General features: G+C 50.4%; 18 protein-coding genes and 1 pseudogene. 15 read left to right on the top strand and 4 right to left on the bottom strand.

Annotated elements, in window-relative coordinates:
- The coding region (locus DPV68_RS12290) for a GGDEF domain-containing protein (RefSeq protein WP_198662309.1) at positions 1 to 424 on the top strand (424 nt) is incomplete at its 5' end.
- 73 nt (positions 425 to 497) lie between these two features.
- Complete coding sequence (locus DPV68_RS12285) at positions 498 to 2,342, top strand: bifunctional diguanylate cyclase/phosphodiesterase (protein ID WP_157964186.1); 1,845 nt, start codon at positions 498 to 500, stop codon at positions 2,340 to 2,342.
- A gap of 239 nt (positions 2,343 to 2,581) precedes the next feature.
- Here DPV68_RS12285 and DPV68_RS12280 read toward each other — a convergent pair whose 3' ends face one another.
- The gene (locus DPV68_RS12280) at positions 2,582 to 2,860 is read right to left on the bottom strand and encodes a DUF1905 domain-containing protein (protein ID WP_114167087.1); all 279 of its coding nucleotides are present in this window, start codon (positions 2,858 to 2,860) and stop codon (positions 2,582 to 2,584) included.
- A 189-nt stretch (positions 2,861 to 3,049) separates the two neighbouring features.
- Here DPV68_RS12280 and DPV68_RS12275 point away from each other — a divergent pair.
- From DPV68_RS12275 to gtfA, 10 genes and pseudogenes are all read left to right on the top strand, one after another.
- Positions 3,050 to 3,544 (top strand): annotated as a pseudogene (locus DPV68_RS12275) (family 1 glycosylhydrolase); the annotation flags it as partial.
- Between the two features lie 279 nt (positions 3,545 to 3,823).
- Positions 3,824 to 5,002, top strand: coding sequence for a galactokinase (locus DPV68_RS12270; protein WP_114167085.1), 1,179 nt, complete (start codon positions 3,824 to 3,826; stop codon positions 5,000 to 5,002).
- Positions 4,999 to 5,997: a UDP-glucose 4-epimerase GalE gene (gene galE / locus DPV68_RS12265; RefSeq protein WP_114167084.1), complete on the top strand. Its 999-nt coding sequence runs from the start codon at positions 4,999 to 5,001 to the stop codon at positions 5,995 to 5,997. Before DPV68_RS12270 ends, galE begins: the two co-directional genes overlap by 4 nt.
- Complete coding sequence (locus DPV68_RS12260) at positions 5,994 to 7,466, top strand: UDP-glucose--hexose-1-phosphate uridylyltransferase (RefSeq protein WP_114167083.1); 1,473 nt, start codon at positions 5,994 to 5,996, stop codon at positions 7,464 to 7,466. The genes galE and DPV68_RS12260 overlap by 4 nt, the downstream gene beginning before the upstream one ends.
- Positions 7,467 to 7,569: 103 nt before the next feature.
- The gene (locus DPV68_RS12255) at positions 7,570 to 8,598 is read left to right on the top strand and encodes a LacI family DNA-binding transcriptional regulator (protein WP_114167082.1); all 1,029 of its coding nucleotides are present in this window, start codon (positions 7,570 to 7,572) and stop codon (positions 8,596 to 8,598) included.
- Positions 8,599 to 8,708: 110 nt separating this feature from the next.
- Positions 8,709 to 10,919 (top strand): alpha-galactosidase, encoded by a 2,211-nt coding sequence (locus DPV68_RS12250; protein WP_198662308.1) that lies wholly within the window; start codon positions 8,709 to 8,711, stop codon positions 10,917 to 10,919.
- Positions 10,916 to 12,163: an extracellular solute-binding protein gene (locus DPV68_RS12245; RefSeq protein ID WP_114167081.1), complete on the top strand. Its 1,248-nt coding sequence runs from the start codon at positions 10,916 to 10,918 to the stop codon at positions 12,161 to 12,163. Before DPV68_RS12250 ends, DPV68_RS12245 begins: the two co-directional genes overlap by 4 nt.
- Before the next feature lie 21 nt (positions 12,164 to 12,184).
- Positions 12,185 to 13,057: a carbohydrate ABC transporter permease gene (locus tag DPV68_RS12240; RefSeq protein WP_114167080.1), complete on the top strand. Its 873-nt coding sequence runs from the start codon at positions 12,185 to 12,187 to the stop codon at positions 13,055 to 13,057.
- Positions 13,058 to 13,068: 11 nt separating this feature from the next.
- Positions 13,069 to 13,896, top strand: coding sequence for a carbohydrate ABC transporter permease (locus DPV68_RS12235; protein ID WP_114167079.1), 828 nt, complete (start codon positions 13,069 to 13,071; stop codon positions 13,894 to 13,896).
- A gap of 58 nt (positions 13,897 to 13,954) precedes the next feature.
- The gene (gene gtfA / locus DPV68_RS12230; RefSeq protein WP_114167078.1) at positions 13,955 to 15,418 is read left to right on the top strand and encodes a sucrose phosphorylase; all 1,464 of its coding nucleotides are present in this window, start codon (positions 13,955 to 13,957) and stop codon (positions 15,416 to 15,418) included.
- A 49-nt stretch (positions 15,419 to 15,467) separates the two neighbouring features.
- On the opposite strand, the gene DPV68_RS12225 is transcribed toward gtfA, so the two are convergent.
- Together DPV68_RS12225 and DPV68_RS12220 are read right to left on the bottom strand one after the other, a co-directional pair.
- Complete coding sequence (locus DPV68_RS12225) at positions 15,468 to 15,893, bottom strand: DUF1801 domain-containing protein (RefSeq protein WP_114167077.1); 426 nt, start codon at positions 15,891 to 15,893, stop codon at positions 15,468 to 15,470.
- A complete protein-coding gene (locus DPV68_RS12220) occupies positions 15,893 to 16,249 on the bottom strand; it encodes a DUF2200 domain-containing protein (protein WP_029594746.1) in 357 nt (118 codons plus the stop codon). The genes DPV68_RS12225 and DPV68_RS12220 overlap by 1 nt, the downstream gene beginning before the upstream one ends.
- A gap of 142 nt (positions 16,250 to 16,391) precedes the next feature.
- On the opposite strand from DPV68_RS12220, the gene DPV68_RS12215 reads away from it, so the two are divergent.
- A complete protein-coding gene (locus tag DPV68_RS12215; protein WP_114167076.1) occupies positions 16,392 to 16,844 on the top strand; it encodes a MarR family winged helix-turn-helix transcriptional regulator in 453 nt (150 codons plus the stop codon).
- An 11-nt stretch (positions 16,845 to 16,855) separates the two neighbouring features.
- Positions 16,856 to 17,374, top strand: coding sequence for a spermidine/spermine N(1)-acetyltransferase (paiA, locus tag DPV68_RS12210; protein WP_114167075.1), 519 nt, complete (start codon positions 16,856 to 16,858; stop codon positions 17,372 to 17,374).
- Here paiA and DPV68_RS12205 read toward each other — a convergent pair.
- The gene (locus DPV68_RS12205) at positions 17,349 to 18,035 is read right to left on the bottom strand and encodes a haloacid dehalogenase type II (RefSeq protein ID WP_114167074.1); all 687 of its coding nucleotides are present in this window, start codon (positions 18,033 to 18,035) and stop codon (positions 17,349 to 17,351) included. The genes paiA and DPV68_RS12205 overlap by 26 nt on opposite strands.
- Before the next feature lie 106 nt (positions 18,036 to 18,141).
- Here DPV68_RS12205 and DPV68_RS12200 point away from each other — a divergent pair, with 106 nt between their 5' ends.
- On the top strand, positions 18,142 to 18,735 hold the full coding sequence (locus DPV68_RS12200; RefSeq protein WP_114167073.1) for an FMN-binding negative transcriptional regulator: 594 nt from the start codon (positions 18,142 to 18,144) through the stop codon (positions 18,733 to 18,735).
- Positions 18,736 to 18,814: the final 79 nt, after the last annotated feature.

Genomic DNA, 18,814 nt, shown 5'->3' with positions numbered 1-18,814 from the left:
AAAGGGTTCACAAGCAGGCGATTCATCTCCCACCTACGCTGGGCTTCGCCCGAAACGCTTAGAGGTGGGAGAATTCTCGCCAAGTTTAGTTAAAGCCGTCAACGATACATACGATCATTTGAATGGCGACCGGATGTTGCAAGAATACGCACGCAGTCTAAAAAAAGCCACATTCACGAAAGCGAACGTCGCAAGACTCGGTGGTGACGAGTTCCTCGTCGTCACGACCGACAGGATGAATGAGACGGAGATTCCGGCTGAAAGCACGATTTATGTGGATGGCTCGGCAGCGAGGTTTGCGGCTTCAATTGGAAAAGCAAGTTACCCGGTCGATGGACGGACGCTCGATTCACTTTTCGAAGTGGCAGATCGATCGATGTATCGACGAAAGTCGGCGCTGAAGCGTGAGAGAATAGAGAAGTGAAATAGAGAAGTGAAAGAAAGGGGGGGATGCAGTGAACGACAAAAAATGGGGTCAACATATAAACAGGCACCGCATGAATCAAGGTTATGAAATGGCATCGGATCGACTACGGAATGCTTCGTTCCATTTGGCTGGCCTTGTCCTTGGCGGTGTCAACGTCATCGGAGGAGCGCTCCTCACGCTGTATGTGCTCATTTTGAAGGCCGACTCAGGATGGATCGATTATTTGATTCCAATCGTCATGCAAATCGTCGGCTACGGGACACTATGGCTTCGGCGGACGAACGTGAAAGACGAGATAAAGCTTCGACTTTATTCATTGAACTATGTGATGATTCCCCTCCATTTGTACTCGTTTTTAAATGATGCGGCTGACCCGTTTTGGGCGCTCACCTTCTTATATGTCACATTAGCGTTTGCTCTGCAAAACCGGATGCTCGTCTTGACGTCGTCCATCGCCTCGTTCGTTGGACTCATCTTGATTATGGTGTTGTCATCGGTGGAGACGATCACAGTCGTCGATCGGGAAGACCATCTGTTGCGACTGATTTTATTCGCGATTTTTGTCGCGTACGTCATTTGGGGGCTGAAGGTAGGCAAGGAGAAAGAGGCGCTTCTGTACGACTACATGAACCGGGCCGAGAATACGGCCTATGAAGACCCGCAGTTGGCGATGCCGAACCAACTCGATTTTAATCTGTACGTCGACTATCAGTTGCAAAAGACGGAACTGATTATCGCCAAAATCGAAATCAACGACTATCAAGCGATGTGTGACGTACTCGGCCATCAGAAATGTGACGCGTTACTGCATGTGTTCAAAGAACGAGTCATCGAGTCGCTCACAGACGCCGCCCATGTGGCGAAAGGGGAAGGCGGACAATTTCTCGTCGCGTTCAAAGCAGATGAAACGGAACAGACGGCACAACGTTTGGCGGTCCTTCCGGAGACACTCAGCGGGATGTACATTTTGCAATCGTTTGATTATATCCTCAGCGTCAGTATCGGCGTCGCAAAATCGGCATTAGACGGACGTCACAGTGACGAGTTGATGAGAAACGCCCAATTCGCATTAAACCACGCGAGATCGCTCGGCATGAATCAACTCATCTATTGTACGCCCGAGTTGAAGCGGTCATCCCTCAAAACGATTCAATTGTCAGACGGCCTGCACCGGGCTAACCTCGACGAGGAGTTTCATCTCGTCTATCAGCCCCAGCTCAATCTGCGGTCGAATCAAATGAGCGGGGTCGAGGCGTTGGTCCGTTGGGAGCACCCTGACCTTGGGAACGTCCCACCTGGCGTCTTCATCGAAGTCGCAGAGAAGAATGGCTTTATCGTGACGCTTGGCACATGGATTTTACGCAAAGCCTGCGCTGAGGTCCAGGTGCTAAACGACAGTTTCACGCATCCTCTACGTCTGGCCGTGAACGTCTCGGTCATTCAAGTGGAACAGCCCGACTTTGTGGGAACGGTGCTCGCGGCGCTCGAAGAGACCGGCATGTCCCCTGACCTCCTTGAAATCGAATTGACCGAGCGTGCCTTCTTGAATCACGATGAGGCCAACCTGAAGAAAATCAGGACGTTACAGTCTCACGGGATTCAAGTTGCGATTGATGACTTTGGGACAGGATATTCATCGTTTGACGTATTGAAAAAGGTACAGGTCGATAAAATCAAGGTCCCCCGAGAATTCGTGGATTATGTTGATGAGAACATCGACAATCAGCATATTCTCGAGACGATTCTGTCGATGGCGAGCCGCTTCGGGGTGACGTGTTTGGCCGAAGGGATCGAACGGAAAGAAGAAAATGATTTTCTCGTCCGCCATGGCGGTGAGGAAGTGCAAGGCTATTATTATTCAAGACCGGTGACGCTAGACGATGTCCGACGACAACTGGTCGCTTTGAAGGCTTGAAAATTGAAGGTCTGTTCGAGGCGATTGATGTATATATCCCTGACATTGAACTTTTAACGAGGTGCTGGAGAAATAAGTGTCCTCCAGGTTCTTTCCCCTCAATACATGATGTCACGAAAAATTATATCAGTTCAGTAAACCCTATAAATAGGATAAAAACATAAGATTAACCGTCAGAAGAGGGATTTTCGGATTTTTTGTCTAACCTAGGAATTCAATCTACTTATCTGTTTAGTCAGCTAATCATGCAGATATAAAGTGACCATCACCATATCCCCACCGCTTTTACCAATCGCAGCTCTGATTTCATGATTGATGGAGATAATCTTGTCTTCATTTTTTCTTGGAGCTAAATTAATGTTTTTTATTTCATAATCATCAATGGTCCCAGATACTTTTAGGTATCCCCATTTCCCTTTAATACCGGCTGTTCCAGGAAGTCTAATGTGATATGTCCATGCTCCAAATCCTTTTTTGTATTGTAATTCGAGTTTCTGATTGTCAATTATTTTGATCATTATAAGTCACCTCATTTCTCATTAAGTTTATCAAGAATCAAGAGCTAGCGGTATCTGCCGCTACTGAAAATCGCATTGTATCCTGAAAAATGGACATGGAAAGCGGAAGTTTCATTAGGCAGCCACATTCAAACGAGTGCTTAACATGAATGTGTAAACCGTCCATAAAACAGGACCACTTATTATTTAAGTAACACGGTATCCATGCGGCCAGAAGCAAAACGATTGAATGATGAACTGCTTGGCAATGAAACGATTGTGGCGAATCCGTATGTGGAATCCACGGAGTGGGGCTGGTCGATCGATTCGATCGGGTTACGCTACTATTTGAATTTGTTGAACAACCGTTATGAGTTACCGATCTTCATCGTGGAAAATGAATTTGGGTATGCAGATCGATTTGAAGATGGACGAGTTCATGACCAAGAACGCATCGAATACCTTACTCAACACATCACACAGATGAAGTTGGCGATTGAAGTAGACGGTGTCGATGTGATCGGCTATACCGTATGGGGATGCATCGATCCGATTTCATTCACGACAGGGGAGATGAAAAAACGCTACGGATTCATTTATGTGGACCGTGATAATGACGGGAAGGGGACGCTCAATCGCTATCGAAAAGATTCGTTCGAGTGGTATCATCACGTCATTCAAACGAATGGGGCGAGTCTTCGTTAAAGAGAGGTGAGATATCAAACAAGTGAGATATCTCTGGAGTGATGTATCTCTGTAGTGATATAAGCGTCATATAAAACCCGCACTGGTTCCCAGGGCGGGTTTTATAATCCAATTCAATCGATTTTGTTAACTGAACAACATTTAAATTAAAATTTTTAAATTACTACACTTCAATATAAAAAGGCAAAAAAACATAATTTGTTTACTAAACATTATTTATTTTATAGATTGAATACGTTAGAATCAGAGTGTGATGAAACTGATGAGGAGGGAACGGCTATGAAAGACATGATGAAACTGTCTGAAGCATTTACAAACACTTTTCACGAGGACTTCGAGCGGGTATTTTTTGCCCCTGGGAGAATCAATTTGATTGGAGAGCATATCGATTATAATGGAGGACACGTCTTTCCTGCGGCGTTGACGTTTGGGACATATGCGTTGGTACGACGTCGGACGGATCGACAGTGCCGTTTTTACTCGATGAATTTTCCGGAAGCTGGAGTGGTCACTGTGCTGTTAGACGAGCTTGATTACCAGGACGCGCACGGGTGGGTGAATTATCCGAAAGCGATGCTCCGTTACATGCTTGATGGACGTGAACCGTCGTTCGGGTTGGACTTTCTGTATTTTGGCGATATCCCTAATGGTGCGGGCTTGTCTTCGTCGGCTTCGATTGAGTTGGTGACGGCGGTCGCTCTGAATGCGGTGTATGATTTGAACTTTGACCAACTCGACCTCGTCAAATTCGGACAACGCGCCGAGAATGAATACATCGGGGTCAACAGCGGGATCATGGACCAATATGCGGTCGGGATGGGCAAGAAGAATCAAGCGATGTTACTCGATTGCGATACGCTTGAATGTACGTATGCGCCGTTTGAGTTTGAGGATGTATTGGTCGTCATTATGAATACGAATAAGCGGCGTGAACTGGCCGACTCTAAATACAACGAGCGGCGACAAGAGTGTGACACGGCACTAGAAGTTCTCAATCAAGAATTGAATATCCGTGCGCTCTGTGATTTGGACAGTGACACACTAGAAGAAAGACAAGGTCGATTTGAAGATGAGACCATCTATCGCCGGGCAAGACACGTCGTCAGTGAAAATGAGCGCACACGTGAGGCTCTCCGCGCGCTTCAGGCCGGTGACGTCCATCGCTTCGGAGAACTGATGGATGCCTCTCATCGCTCGTTGGATAAGGATTATGACGTGACCGGTGTCGAGTTGAACACATTGGTCGAGAGCGCATGGAGACATGGGGCGATTGGGGCGCGCATGACGGGCGCTGGTTTTGGAGGTTGTGCCATCGCTTTGGTACGGGAACATGAGATTGCTCGTTTCATCGACGAAGTGAGTGCGGACTATGAACGTCAAATCGGATATGCGCCGACTTGCTATGTCGCTTCTATCGGGGAAGGAGCCCATGAAATCAAAGGAGGGAGCATCTCATGAGTATTCTCGTTGTAGGGGGCGCCGGTTATATCGGCTCTCATGCGGTCTATCAACTGATTGATCGAGGTGAAGATGTCGTCGTCGTGGATAATTTGTCGACGGGACATCGCCGAGCGTTGCATCCGGATGCGACGTTTTATGAGGGGGATATCCGAGATAAAACCTTTTTAGACAAGGTGTTCTCTCAAGGTCAGTTTGACCAAGTGGTCCATTTTGCGGCAAATTCGCTCGTCGGTGAGTCGATGGAGAAACCGCTCGATTATTATGACAACAACGTCTATGGGACCCAGGTGTTGTTAGAGACGATGGTGAGACACGGTGTGCTTGAGATTGTTTTCTCTTCGACGGCAGCGACGTATGGCGATCAGGAAATCATGCCGATTGCCGAGTCGGCCCTGACACATCCGACGTCGACGTATGGTGAAACGAAGCTCGCAATGGAGAAGATGATGGGTTGGGTCGGGAATGCCCATGGACTGCGCTATGTGGCTCTACGCTATTTTAATGTGGCAGGGGCGAGGTCGGGTGGAGAGATCGGTGAGGACCATCATCCCGAGACACATCTCATTCCGCTCATTTTGGAAGTGGCGAACGGGAAGCGGGACCACATCTCCATCTACGGAACGGATTATCCAACAGAAGACGGGACATGCATCCGTGACTATATCCACGTCGAAGACTTGGTAGATGCACATGTGCGTGCTCTCCACTATTTGCGTGACGGTCAGAAGAGTGACGTGTTCAATTTGGGATCGAATACGGGATTCTCTGTCAATGAGATGATTCAGGCGGCCCGTCAAGTGACGGGACACGCGATTCCTGCTCAGGCGACGACACGCCGAGCTGGCGACCCGGCACGTCTCATTGCCTCTGCGGAAAAAGCGAAGCGAGTACTGGGGTGGGCTCCTGAAAGAACGGATATCACCCGTATCATCGCAGATGCATGGGCATGGCATGCCGCCCACCCTGACGGATATCGTGAGGTGGGACGATGAGTGCGCTTGTGAATGGACTCGTGGCGGCAACGCTAAAAAGTAGACTCATCCAGGAGCGGGATGTCATCTACGTGAAGAACCGGTTGCTCGCCATGACGGGGGCGACACCGAGCGATGAGACGACGAACGGTCGAATCCCGGAGCTCGTCGACCGATTGGTGGACGAGGCGGTGCGGAACGGTTTGACTGAGGACGGCCAGTCACAGCGGGATCGATTCGCGGCAGACATGATGGACCAATTCATGCCACGCCCCTCGGAAGTAGAACGGGTGTTTTACGACAAGTACGCGACGGACCCGGTCATGGCGACGGATTACTTTTACCGGTTGTCGACGGACTCGAACTATATTCAGACAGAGCGAACGAAACAGAATATCTCTTATCAAGTAGATACAAAATATGGAATGGTCGACATCACCATCAACGTATCGAAGCCAGAGAAAGATCCGAAAGAGATCGCACAACAGAAGAGCGTGAAGAAAGAGGGGGCCCCGTACCCGAAGTGTCTCCTCTGTGTGGAAAATGAAGGGTACGAAGGGCGTTTAGATCATCCGGCGCGAGCCAATCATCGGCTTGTGCCGCTCGAACTCGGAGGCGAGGAATGGTATATGCAGTACTCGCCTTACGTCTATTACGATGAACACTGCATCTTATTGTCAGGTGAGCATCGAGATATGCGGATCGACCGTTCGTCGTTCGTCCGTCTGCTCGACTTTGTAGAGAAATTTCCGCATTACTTCGCGGGATCGAATGCCGACCTGCCGATTGTGGGCGGCTCGATTTTATCGCACGACCATTACCAAGCAGGACGATACACGTTTGCGATGGCAGAGGCGCGCGAGACAGGCCGATTCTCTTTTGAGGGATTCTCAGATGTGAGCGGACACACGTTGCTTTGGCCGTTGTCGGTCATTCGGTTGCGTAGCCAAAATCAAAACAGCCTCGTCGCATGCGCGGATCGTGTCTTGTCGACTTGGCGCAACTATTCGGACGAGGCATGTCACATCTTGGCCCACACGGACGCCCCGCATAATACAATCACACCAATCGCGCGAAAAAAAGGTGAGTTCTTCGAGTTGGATCTCGTTCTTCGAAACAACCGGACGACATCGGAACATCCACTCGGACTCTTCCATCCCCATGCAGATGTTCACCATATCAAACGAGAAAATATCGGATTGATCGAGGTGATGGGGCTTGCTGTACTGCCGGCGAGGCTCCAAGCTGAGATGGACGAAGTTAAGAGATTTATTGTAGGAGAAACGGACAACGTACAAGATCTCCATCAAGATTGGGCTTGCGAATTGAAACGAGCATACGATGGAAGGGAGAATATCGAACGCTTCATCGAAATGGCCGTGGCCGAAAAGTTTGTAAAGGGACTTGAAGACTGCGGCGTCTTTAAATTAGACGAAAATGGACAACGAGGACTTCAGCGCTTTATTCAAGTAATTCAATCACGGGACTAAAGGGAGGCAGACAGGTGAAGACTTGTCTGCTTTTTTACTTTACGGTTGAAACAATCATTTTTGTTTAGTAAAATGAAATCATATTTTACTTAATACTGGAGGCATGGTTAGTTTGACAAGCATTCGTGAAGTGGCGAAGCAGGCAGGCGTTTCGATTGCGACGGTATCCCGCGTATTGAATTCGGATGAGAAGTTGTCCGTCAGTCAAGAAACACGTGATAAAGTGCTACAAACAGCGAAACAATTAAAATACAGCCCACGGGAGAAGAAAACACATAAGAACCGGATCGCGACAGTTGGGCTCGTGACCACGGTCAATGAGATCCAAGAGATTGATGATCCATATTTCCGAGCGATTCGACGCGGTATTGAACAAGAAGCCGAACGGCTGAAGGTGAGTGTCAACCGGGTGATTCGTCTGTCTGATAAAAAAGCGGACTGGGAAGGATTGAACCATCTCGGAGGAATCCTCGTCCTCGGTACGGTCGACCCGAAAACATTGGAGTCGCTCTATAACGAGAATCCTAATATTGTCGTCATCGATGACTCGCATGCCGACGCACGGTTTGACGCCGTGTATTCTGATTTTAAAAGCGCGACCGTAGCGAGTCTAGAGCATCTGTACGAAAATGGACATCGCAACATCGCCTATATCGGAGGGCAGCGTGTCGTCATGAACCAAGAGGGTGACGTGTATTACAATGAGGACGAGGATCGGTATCGGGCCTATATTTCTTGGATGAACGACAAAGGGTTGCAGCATCTCAGCTATGGGTTATTAGGGGGATGGAGCACGTTGGAAGGACTGCGTTTAGGTGAACAGTTGACAGAGCGTGCCGACACGACAGCGGTGTTGGTCGCGAGTGACCCGATGGCCGTCGGGGTGTATCGCGCTTTTCAAAAAAAAGGATACAGCATCCCGGAGGACATCTCAATCTCTAGTTTCGACGACATTGAAATCGCTGAATTCTTGACACCTTCGTTGACGACCGTGAAGGTAGAGACCGAAGAACTTGGGAAATTTGCCGTCAAGTTGGCGTTAGAACGGATCCGCGAAGAACGAGACATTCCTGTACGAGTCATGATTCCGGCCAAACTGATCAAGCGCGAAAGTGTCCAGTATAAAAATTGAATAAAAGCGATTGACAAAGTGTTTACTAAACGTTAAATTATAGATGTGTTTAGTAAACGCTTTCATTTTAGTTTTTAATGAAAGCGCAACCACTATTGGGAGGTTGAGCGATGAAGTTGATTCATGTTAACGAAACAGAGAGAGTATTCCATTTGTCTAATGCAGTGTTTAGCTATGTACTCCGTGTCGAAGAAGGCAACGTATTGACCAACGAATATTTTGGTCAGGCGATTTCGGCATATCGCGGAGGACGGAAGTATCCGCGCGTCGACCGTTCCTTTTCCCCGAACTTTCCGGAGGCGACGGATCGCCTTTATTCCCTCGATACGATCTTGCAAGAATATCCAGGTTACGGGACGGGAGATTATCGGACGCCGGCCCAAGTCATCCGCCACGAAGACGGATCGACTGTCACGGATTTCCGTTACAAGTCCTATGAGGTTGTGACAGGAAAACCGCGTCTTGATGGCATGCCTTCGACGTATGTCGAACAGGATGAAGAAGCCGAGACGCTGATCATCACACTCGAGGACCCGAAAGAGCGACTGACTGCCCATCTCGTCTATACCGTGTATCGTGATCGTCCGGTGTTGACGCGATCCGCTCGAATTGAAAATGAAGGAGCGAAGACCCATTACCTTCAAAAAGCAGCGAGCCTCTCATTGGACCTTCCGCTTCAAGAGCTCGAGGTCATCACGCTGAACGGAATGTGGGGCCGAGAACGAATGATGGAGCGTGAACCGGTAAAACGTGGCGTGAAAGTGTTCGACAGCAAACGTGGCTCGAGCAGTCACCAGATGAACCCGTTTCTCGCACTCGTTTCACCCGAGACGACGGAGTATGCGGGAGAAGCGGTCGGATTCAGCCTTGTCTATAGCGGAAGTCATCAAATGTTGCTCGAACGAGATCCATACGGACAGACCCGTGTGCAACTCGGCATCAACGAATTTGGATTCGAGTGGCGCTTGGATCCAGGCGCATGTTTCCAAACGCCGGAAGTGAACATCGTCTATAGTGCAAACGGGACGATGGAAATGTCACAAGCATTCCACGCCTTGTATCGGGAACGGCTCGCACGCGGAACCTTCCGTGACGCGGACCGACCAATTTTGATCAACAACTGGGAAGCGACTTATTTCGACTTCGACGAAGCCAAAATCAAATCGATCGTCGATGAGAGTGCTGAGCTCGGAATCGAGTTGTTCGTGCTGGACGATGGCTGGTTCGGACGTCGCGACGACGATTACACGTCACTGGGCGACTGGTTCGAATATGAGCAAAAGATTCCGAACGGATTGAAAGGACTTGCAGACTACATTCACACCAAAGGCATGAAATTCGGTCTATGGTTCGAACCGGAGATGATCTCGAGAGAGAGCGAACTCTTCAAACAGCATCCGGACTGGGCGATTCAAATCCCGGGACGCGGTCTATCCAAAGGACGAGATCAATATGTACTCGATTTCAGTCGGAAAGAAGTACGAGATAACATCGTGCAGCAGATGACCGAGGTGTTGGACCGCGTCCCGATCGATTATCTCAAATGGGACTTCAACCGTAACGTGACCGAGGTGTTCTCGACGTCACTACCAAGTGACCGTCAAGGAGAAGTGTTACACCGCTATGTCCTTGGACTATACGAAGTGCTCGAGACGATCACATCACGCTATCCGAACATCTTGTTCGAGAGCTGCTCCGGCGGCGGCGGTCGGTTCGATCCAGGCATGTTGTACTACATGCCTCAAACGTGGACGAGTGACAACACGGACGCCATCGCGCGTTTGAAAATTCAACATGGGACGAGCATGGTGTATCCTATCTCCTCGATGGGCGCACACGTCTCGGCTGTACCGAACCACCAGACACACCGTGAGACGAGTCTCGAGATGCGGGGAAACGTCGCGATGGCTGGCGTGTTCGGCTATGAGCTCGATGTGACGGAGATGTCAGAAGACGAGAAGGCGATCGTCAAACAACAAGTCGCATTCTATCAGGAACATCGTCGTACGTTCCAATATGGGACGTTCTACCGGCTAGAGAGCGCATTCGACAGCAATCATCCTTCTTGGATGTTCGTATCGGAAGAGGAAGTCATCGTCTGTGACTATAGCGTGCTCAGCGAAACCGCACCGCTCATCCGCTTGTTGAAATTGAGAGGATTGGACACAACAGCCGTCTATGAAGTAGAAGGCCAGCGTTACGGTGGTGATGAGCTCATGCACGTCGGGCTTTACGTCGAGCCGATTGTTAAAGGTGATTTTGTAAGTAAGTTGTACGTACTAAAAAAAGTAAACGAACTTTCAGGAGGCCAATCAAAATGAACAAGACAATGAAACTAGGCATGGTAGGGCTCGTCGCATCATCACTCGTACTCGCAGCCGGTTGCTCAGGCGGGTCAGATTCGGACAAGACAGAAATCGAATTCTTCTCCCAAAAAGTCGAAATGAAAGGGACGCTCGATGAGATCATCGCTGATTTTGAAAAAGAGAATCCTGATATCGACGTCAAATTGACGAGTGTCAGCAATGCCGGGACCGTATTGAAAACGCGGGTCGCCGGCGGGGACATCCCGGATATCGTGCACACATACCCGCAAAACCCAGACTTTAAAGGGTGGGCGGCTGACGGGAAGTTCCTCGACCTGTCTGGCGAAGATTTCTTGAGCAACTTGAAAGAAGGCGCGGCTGAATCGTACGCGGTCGACGGAGGGATTTACTCACTGCCGCTCAACTCGAACGCGTGGGGCTTCTTCTATAACAAGACAAAATTTGAAGAGCTAGGACTAGAGGCGCCGAAGACATGGTCCGAGTTTGAAGACGTCGTCAAAGAGATCAAAGATGCCGGTGAGACACCGTTTGCGGCAGCACTCACGACCGACGATTCCTGGACGATGAACGGCTACCATCAATTGGCTTGGGCGACGACGACGGGCGGTTTCGACCAAACGCAAGACGCATTGAAAAACAGCCCTAAAGATGGCATCAAAGTCGGTAACGAAGATTTTGAGACTGTGGCAGATGCGTTGAGCCTCGTCAGCGGTAACACGCAAAAGAATGCGAACGGGGCATCTTACAGCGATGCGGTCGCACTCTTCGCAAGGGAAGAAGCGTTGATTTTCCCGAACGGCATTTGGGCACTCCCGGTCATCCGTGATCAGCAGCCTGATTTCGAAGTGAGCATGTTTGCCTTCCCGGGCCAAGAAGCAGGTCAAGAGATGACGGTCGGTGCGGCTGACTTGGCACTCTCTGTGTCGAGCGCTGGATCGGAAGCGGAACAAGAAGCATCGAAAAAACTGCTCGCGTATATGACGGAAGGGGAAGTCATGCAGAAATACTACGACAAGGACGGTTCTCCGACGTCGGTCGAGGCGGTCGATGCAGATGGCGCGTTCGAAGAGACGAAAGCTGTTTCGGACCTCGTGTTCACAGACAAACAAATCGTCTGGCTCCATTCTGAATGGCCATCGGAAGAAGAGTTCTGGCACCTCACAGTCGATTATATGAACAACGGAGATAAAGACCAACTCGCCAAGGATTTGAACGCCTTCTTCAACGGTATGAAATAAAAACATTAAAGGAGTTGCACCATGAGAGAGAAAGGGTTTGTCAACCGCTACTGGCCGTACCTGTTCATTCTTGTGCCGCTCTTGCTTCAAATCGTGTTCTTCTTCATACCGCTCGCACAAGGTGTGATCTACAGTTTCACGGACTGGACAGGGCTAACAAGTTCGTACAATTTCATCGGAATCGATAATTATCTGGCCATCTTCTCAGATGCGAAATTCTTATCGAGTATCGGCTTCACGTTACTCTTCACGATCGGCCTCGTCGTTGGACAAATCGTGTTAGGGATTGCGATCGCACTGCTATTGAATCAAAAAATCAAAGGGGTCGGGCTGTTCCGGACAGCCTACTTCTTCCCTGCGGTCATCAGCACCGTCACACTCGGTTTGATCTTTAAACAGTTCTTCAATTACGGGCTGGCGCCACTCGGTGAATTTTTAGGCATCGAATGGCTCTCGCAAAGTCTAATCGCGAACGAAGGGACGGCGTTCTGGGGCCTCCTCTTTGTCGCCCTCTGGCAAGGGGTCGCCATTCCGGTCGTCATCTTCTTGGCGAACTTACAAAGCATCCCGAACGAGATTCGGGAAGCGGCCTCGATTGACGGGGCGAACCGGTGGCAAACGTTCAAGAGCATCGAATTGCCGTTCTTATCACCAGCCATCAGCATCGTCCTCATCTTGGCGATGAAGGCTGGGTTGACGGCGTTCGACCTCATCTACGCCTTGACGGGCGGGGGACCGAGCGGGTCGACGACGTCACTCGGACTACTCGTATACAACTATGCGTTCAAAAACAACCAATTTGGATACGCCAGTGCGATCGCGATCGTCCTCTTCATCATCATCGCCATCGTCTCGGTCATCCAAATCAATTCTTCGAAAAAATTTGAAGTGTAAGGAGGGGCATCATGAAAAAGGACAAAATTCATATCCCGACGTATGTGTTTCTGACAGTAGGGCTCGTCTTGATCGCCCTTCCGATGTATTTGACCGTCTTGAACTCGTTCAAAGAGACACGGCAAATCACCGGTGGCTTCTTCGAATTGCCGGACCCGTTCACGCTCGATAACTTTCAGCGTCTCTTAGACGACGGGGTCGTCCAATACTTTGCGAACTCGATGACGATCACCATCGCGTCCATCGCGCTCATCATCTTGATCGTCCCGATGGCAGCCTATGCGCTCGCACGGACGATGCCGCGCAATCGCGTCTTCCAAGGGATTTACATCATGTTGATTATCGGGATATTCGTCCCGTTCCAAGTCATCATGATCCCGATCACGTCGATGATGTCGGATTTGGGGTTATCGAGTAAACTCGGGTTGATCATCTTGTATCTGACGTACGCGGTCCCGCAGTCACTCTTCTTGTACGCGGGGTACGTCAAGACCGTGATCCCGAAAGAGTTGGATGAGGCGGCGGCTATCGACGGCAGTGGGAAGTTCAACACGTACTTTAAAATCATCTTCCCGATGATGAAGCCGATGCATGCGACGGTCCTCATCTTGAATGCGCTCTGGATTTGGAACGACTTTTTGCTTCCGTTGCTTCTACTCAACCGAGATGAATCGACATGGACGCTCCCGTTGTTTCAATTCAACTATCAAGGACAGTATTTCAGTGATTTCGGACCTTCCTTCGCCTCGTACGTCGTCGGAATCGTATCGATTCTCATCGTCTACTTGTTCTTCCAGCGCCATATCATCGATGGGATGGCCAACGGATCCGTCAAATAAACGAAGCTCCTACACGTGAAAGCAAGGCGGGTAGGAGCTTTTTAAAAGGAGAATGAACATGAAATTGAAAAACGAAGTGATGTTGATCACCTATGCAGATAGTCTCGGTAAAAATTTGAAAGAACTTGATGAGATCACCCGCACGCATCTCGATGGGGTGATTGGCGGGATCCATTTGCTGCCGTTCTATCCTTCGTCAGGTGATCGCGGGTTTGCCCCGATGGATTATACGAAAGTGGACGAAGCGTTCGGGTCATGGGAAGATGTGCAACGCCTCAGTGAACGATATGATTTCATGATGGACTTCATGGTGAACCATATCTCGCGTCAATCGCCTTATTTCCAAGACTTCTTGGAGAAGAAAGACGAGTCCGCCTTTAAAGACTTTTTCATCCGCTATAGCGAGTTTTGGCCTGGCGGGGAACCTACCTCTGAACAAGTCGACCTGATTTATAAACGAAAACCAAGAGCGCCGTACGTAGAAGTCACGTTCGCCGATGGGACGATGGAGAAGGTGTGGTGTACGTTCGATGAAGAACAAATCGATTTAGATGTCACAAAGGACGCCACACGGTCGTTCATCAAGCAACAACTCGAATTCCTTGTAGGGAAAGGGGCATCAATTATCCGTCTGGACGCGTTCGCCTACGCCAATAAAAAGATTGGGACGAATTGCTTCTTTGTCGAACCGGATATTTGGGAGATGCTCGAGTACTGTGAAGAGGTAGTTGCTGACAAAGGCGCGACGGTCCTGCCTGAAATTCACGAACATCATTCGATTCAAGAACGAATCGCCAAAGAAGGGTATTACGTCTATGACTTCGCTTTGCCGATGCTCGTCCTTCACGGCTTATATAGCGGACGGTCGGAGCGGCTGATCAACTGGATGGAACGTTGCCCGCGCAACCAGTTCACGACGCTCGACACGCATGATGGCATTGGAGTGGTCGACGTCAAAGACCTATTGACCGACGATGAGATCGAGATGACGCGGGAGGCACTGTACAGCAAAGGTGCGAACGTGAAGAAAATCTACAGCTCGGAAGCGTATAACAACCTCGACATCTATCAAATCAACTGCACGTACTATAGTGCGCTCGGAAACGATGACGCGTCATATTTGCTTGCCCGAGCCATTCAGCTGTTCGCTCCAGGCGTCCCGCAAGTGTATTACGTCGGACTTTTAGCTGGCGAGAATGACATCGAGTTGTTAGAAGCGACGAAAGAAGGACGAAACATCAACCGTCACTACTACTCGAAAGAAGAAGTCGCGAGCGAAGTTGAACGGCCTGTTGTGCAGGAACTGTTCGAATTGTTCAAATTCCGTAACCGTTCAACGGCTTTCGATGGGGAGTTCGAAGTGCGGCAACCAACCGAGCACTCACTCGAGATCACCTGGACACATGGATTAGATAAAGCAATATTATCCGCCGACTTGTCGACGAAAGCATTTAAGATTCAAGAAACAAAGGAAGACGAGATGTCGTATGAGTACGAATCACCATTTTTAGTAAACGAATGATGCTAAGCCCACACTCAATCATGAAGAGTGTGGGCTTTATATTGACTTATCAACGATTGTGTTCATAAGCCGTAATCCATTGCTCCGGCGTCATCTTTGAGACGAGCTCGCCGATCAACGCGTACGGGATATGTTTGACGTTGCCGAAGCGGATACAGCTCTTGCCCATGTTCAATTTCGTCGGCACTTGGGAGGCGTATGACTCCTCGAACCAGCGGAGCAGTTCGGGGTCACTACAGACGCCCAAGTGGTATACAGCGACGTGGTTCTTCTGGGCGATGACACTCAAAAACGGGAGCGGGGTGCCCGGTGTGACGTGATACCCCGCCGGATACGTCGACAACGGTACGACGTAATGGATGCCCGTCCCGTCGGTCGTCTTTTCAAACCCAGCCGGCAAGTTCGCGTCGATCACGTCGATCAAACGGATGAAGGCATCGAGCCGTTTGTCATCGACGAGTGTCGTATAGTCCATCAGACGTCGCCTCCTCGTAAAATCTTCGCCATCGCCTTGCCTTTGGCCAGTTCATCGACGAGTTTGTCCAAATAGCGAATCTCGCGCATGAGCGGCTCCTCGACATTCTCGACGCGGACGCCGCAGACGACGCCTTTAATCAAGGCGCGGTCTTCGTTCATCTTGGGCGCAGCGGCGAAGAATGTGTCAAAGTCGACCTCGGCAGCGAGTTGGCGCTCGAGTCCGGCCTCGTCATAGCCCGTCAACCAGCGGATAATCGTATCGACTTCGTCTTTCGTCCGGCCTTTCCGTTCGGCTTTCGCGACGTAAAGCGGATAGACGCTCGCAAAGCTCGTCGTGTAAATGCGGTGTGCCATGAGATCCCCTCGTTTCGTGGAATGGTACCTCCATTTTCTCACATAATCAAAGTTCATATCCAAAATACTTTTTGTTGCAAATACAACTAAATGGATTATACTGAACGTAACGTATTGTAAATACAACAATCAGGAGGATTGTATGAGAGACCAGTTGCGTGAAATCGGGATGATCGCCCGCGCCCTCGACTCGATCAGCAATATCGAGTTCAAAGAGCTCGAGCTGACGAAAGGGCAATATTTGTATTTGGTCCGGATTTGTGAGGAGCCGGGCATCATTCAAGAGAAGCTCGCCGAATTGATCAAAGTCGATCGGACGACGGCGGCGCGGGCGGTTCAAAAGTTGGAAACGAACGGGTTGATCACGAAGCAGGACGACCCGCACAACAAGAAAATCAAGCGGCTCGTCCCGACTGAACGGGGCAAGGCGCTGTATCCGGTCATCATCCGCGAGCATGAGCATTCGACGGATGTCGCGCTCGCCGGGCTGAGCGACAAGGAAGCCGAGCAGCTGCTCCGGCTGTTGAAACGGGTCCGTCACAATATCGAAGGGGACTGGGACGCCGTGAAGAAAGGGAAGAAACGCAACTACTAGGGGGAACGAACATGATCACCATCAAAGCTTGCACAATCGAAGACATCGATGCACTCCGAGACATCAGCATCGAGACGTTCACGGAGACGTTCGAGGCGGAGAACGACCCGGTGCATCTGGCGGCGTATCTCGAGCGGGCGTACAACGTAGCGCAACTTAAAAAAGAGCTTTCGAATCCAGACTCACAGTTCTTCTTCGCCATACTCGACGGGGAAGTAGCTGGTTACTTAAAAGTGAACGCCAACAACGCCCAGACCGAGGCCATGGGCGAAGAGGCGTTCGAACTCGAACGGATTTATGTGCGCCGCGCCTTCCAAGGGAGCGGCGTCGGGAAGGCGTTGTATGACCAGGCCATCACGTGCGCGGGTGAGCTGAACAAACGTGAGATTTGGCTTGGTGTGTGGGAACATAACCATAAGGCGCTCGCCTTCTATCGAAAGCACGGTTTCGTCCAGACCGGGGCGCACACGTTTTATATGGGTGACGATGCTCAAGTCGATTTGATTATGGCCAAGCCGCTTCGTCCGTGACCCATTCCAGTATCCCGGACAAGTCCTCATAGACGGCGTCAGGGGCCAGGTCGGGCATGTCAAGCGGTTTGCCGTCGCGGTTGATCCAAGCCGTGTGGAACCCGAAGTTTTTCGCGCCAGCGATGTCCCAACCGTTCGAGGACATAAACAGCACCTCGTCTCGCTTCAACCCGCTGTTCTTGAACCAGTGCATGTAGGCGGCCGGTGACGGCTTGGCTTGTTTGATGCCGTCGATGCTGACGAGTTCGTCGAAAAGCTCCGTGAACCCGGCGTTATGGATGAGTTCCTCGAGCATCGCGTCCGTCCCGTTCGAAAGAACGACGGTCTGTTTCGATTGCAGCTGTTTCAACACGTCCTCGACTTCCTTGTACGGCCACAGCTTCGCATATGTGGCGATCAACGCATCCTCGGTCTCGGTCGTCCACGTCACTTCGGCCGCCGACAAGGCGTACCGGAGCGCGTCGCGTGTGACGACAGAGAAGTCCGCGTAACGGCCCATGATGTGACGGGTGAAGAAGTAGTCGAGCTGTTTCGTCCGCCACGCTTGGCTGATTTGTTCACCTTTTCCAGGGAACTGTTCGTCACACGCCGTCTTGACGGAATGGACGTCGAACAACGTCCCGTATACATCGAACACGAATGCTTTAATCTGTGGTTTCATGAAATCCCTCCTCAGTCATTTAGCGTCATCTACTCTTTACCCTAGTTGGCGTGAATTATACGGGAGGGCCAGTCAGTTGATGAACGAACAAGGTAGGAGGAATACGATGTACATCCCAAAACTATACGCTGTGAACGATTCGAAAGAAGTCCACGCATTTCTGAAGGCCCACCCGTTCGGCACCGTCGTCACGCATGACGGACAAAAGCCGATCGCGACGCATGTGCCGCTCCGATTTCACGAAGAGGACGGTCGCGCCTGGTTCACAACGCACATCGCCAAAAACAATCCGCAATGGCAAACGCTTGAAGACCAGACCGTGCTCCTGATCATCCAAGGTCCGGACGCCTATGTGTCCGCATCCTGGTACGGTCATGAGGACGTGTCGACGTGGAACTATCAGGCCGTCCATGCATACGGGCAGGCGACCATCCTGGACGCGGACCAACTCGAGGCAGACCTGGCCGGATTGCTTCAAGACCATGAAGGGGACCGCGAGCATGCCGTCATCTGGGAGGAGCTATCCGAACCGGTGCAGCGACAGAAATACGGCGTCGTCGGGTTCCGCATCGACATTTCGGACATGCAGGCCGCGTTCAAGCTGAGCCAGAATCGGAACGAGGCCGATTATACACGCATCGTCTCCGAGCTCGAACAAGCAGGGTGTCCGATGGCGAATGTGATGCGTAGGCAACGATAATTTCGATTCATTGACCGGACGTTCGATTCTCGTCTACCCACGGGAAGCGGTGAGGCGTATCATCAATCGTGGAATCAAA

Source organism: Exiguobacterium sp. TNDT2 (assembly GCF_003331145.1).
Classification (GTDB): Bacteria; Bacillota; Bacilli; order Exiguobacteriales; family Exiguobacteriaceae; genus Exiguobacterium.
Note: the sequence above shows the minus strand (reverse complement) of the source record. Positions and strands in the feature narration are given on the sequence as shown.

Bases quoted from the DNA above. Each gene is read 5' to 3' on its own strand.
- DPV68_RS12285 (WP_157964186.1), top strand. From the start codon at position 498: ATGAATCAAGGTTATGAAATGGCATCGGATCGACTACGGAATGCTTCG.
- DPV68_RS12280 (WP_114167087.1), bottom strand. From the start codon at position 2,860: ATGATCAAAATAATTGACAATCAGAAACTCGAATTACAATACAAAAAA.
- DPV68_RS12270 (WP_114167085.1), top strand. From the start codon at position 3,824: ATGAAAGACATGATGAAACTGTCTGAAGCATTTACAAACACTTTTCAC.
- galE (WP_114167084.1), top strand. From the start codon at position 4,999: ATGAGTATTCTCGTTGTAGGGGGCGCCGGTTATATCGGCTCTCATGCG.
- DPV68_RS12260 (WP_114167083.1), top strand. From the start codon at position 5,994: ATGAGTGCGCTTGTGAATGGACTCGTGGCGGCAACGCTAAAAAGTAGA.
- DPV68_RS12255 (WP_114167082.1), top strand. From the start codon at position 7,570: ATGGTTAGTTTGACAAGCATTCGTGAAGTGGCGAAGCAGGCAGGCGTT.
- DPV68_RS12250 (WP_198662308.1), top strand. From the start codon at position 8,709: ATGAAGTTGATTCATGTTAACGAAACAGAGAGAGTATTCCATTTGTCT.
- DPV68_RS12245 (WP_114167081.1), top strand. From the start codon at position 10,916: ATGAACAAGACAATGAAACTAGGCATGGTAGGGCTCGTCGCATCATCA.
- DPV68_RS12240 (WP_114167080.1), top strand. From the start codon at position 12,185: ATGAGAGAGAAAGGGTTTGTCAACCGCTACTGGCCGTACCTGTTCATT.
- DPV68_RS12235 (WP_114167079.1), top strand. From the start codon at position 13,069: ATGAAAAAGGACAAAATTCATATCCCGACGTATGTGTTTCTGACAGTA.
- gtfA (WP_114167078.1), top strand. From the start codon at position 13,955: ATGAAATTGAAAAACGAAGTGATGTTGATCACCTATGCAGATAGTCTC.
- DPV68_RS12225 (WP_114167077.1), bottom strand. From the start codon at position 15,893: ATGGACTATACGACACTCGTCGATGACAAACGGCTCGATGCCTTCATC.
- DPV68_RS12220 (WP_029594746.1), bottom strand. From the start codon at position 16,249: ATGGCACACCGCATTTACACGACGAGCTTTGCGAGCGTCTATCCGCTT.
- DPV68_RS12215 (WP_114167076.1), top strand. From the start codon at position 16,392: ATGAGAGACCAGTTGCGTGAAATCGGGATGATCGCCCGCGCCCTCGAC.
- paiA (WP_114167075.1), top strand. From the start codon at position 16,856: ATGATCACCATCAAAGCTTGCACAATCGAAGACATCGATGCACTCCGA.
- DPV68_RS12205 (WP_114167074.1), bottom strand. From the start codon at position 18,035: ATGAAACCACAGATTAAAGCATTCGTGTTCGATGTATACGGGACGTTG.
- DPV68_RS12200 (WP_114167073.1), top strand. From the start codon at position 18,142: ATGTACATCCCAAAACTATACGCTGTGAACGATTCGAAAGAAGTCCAC.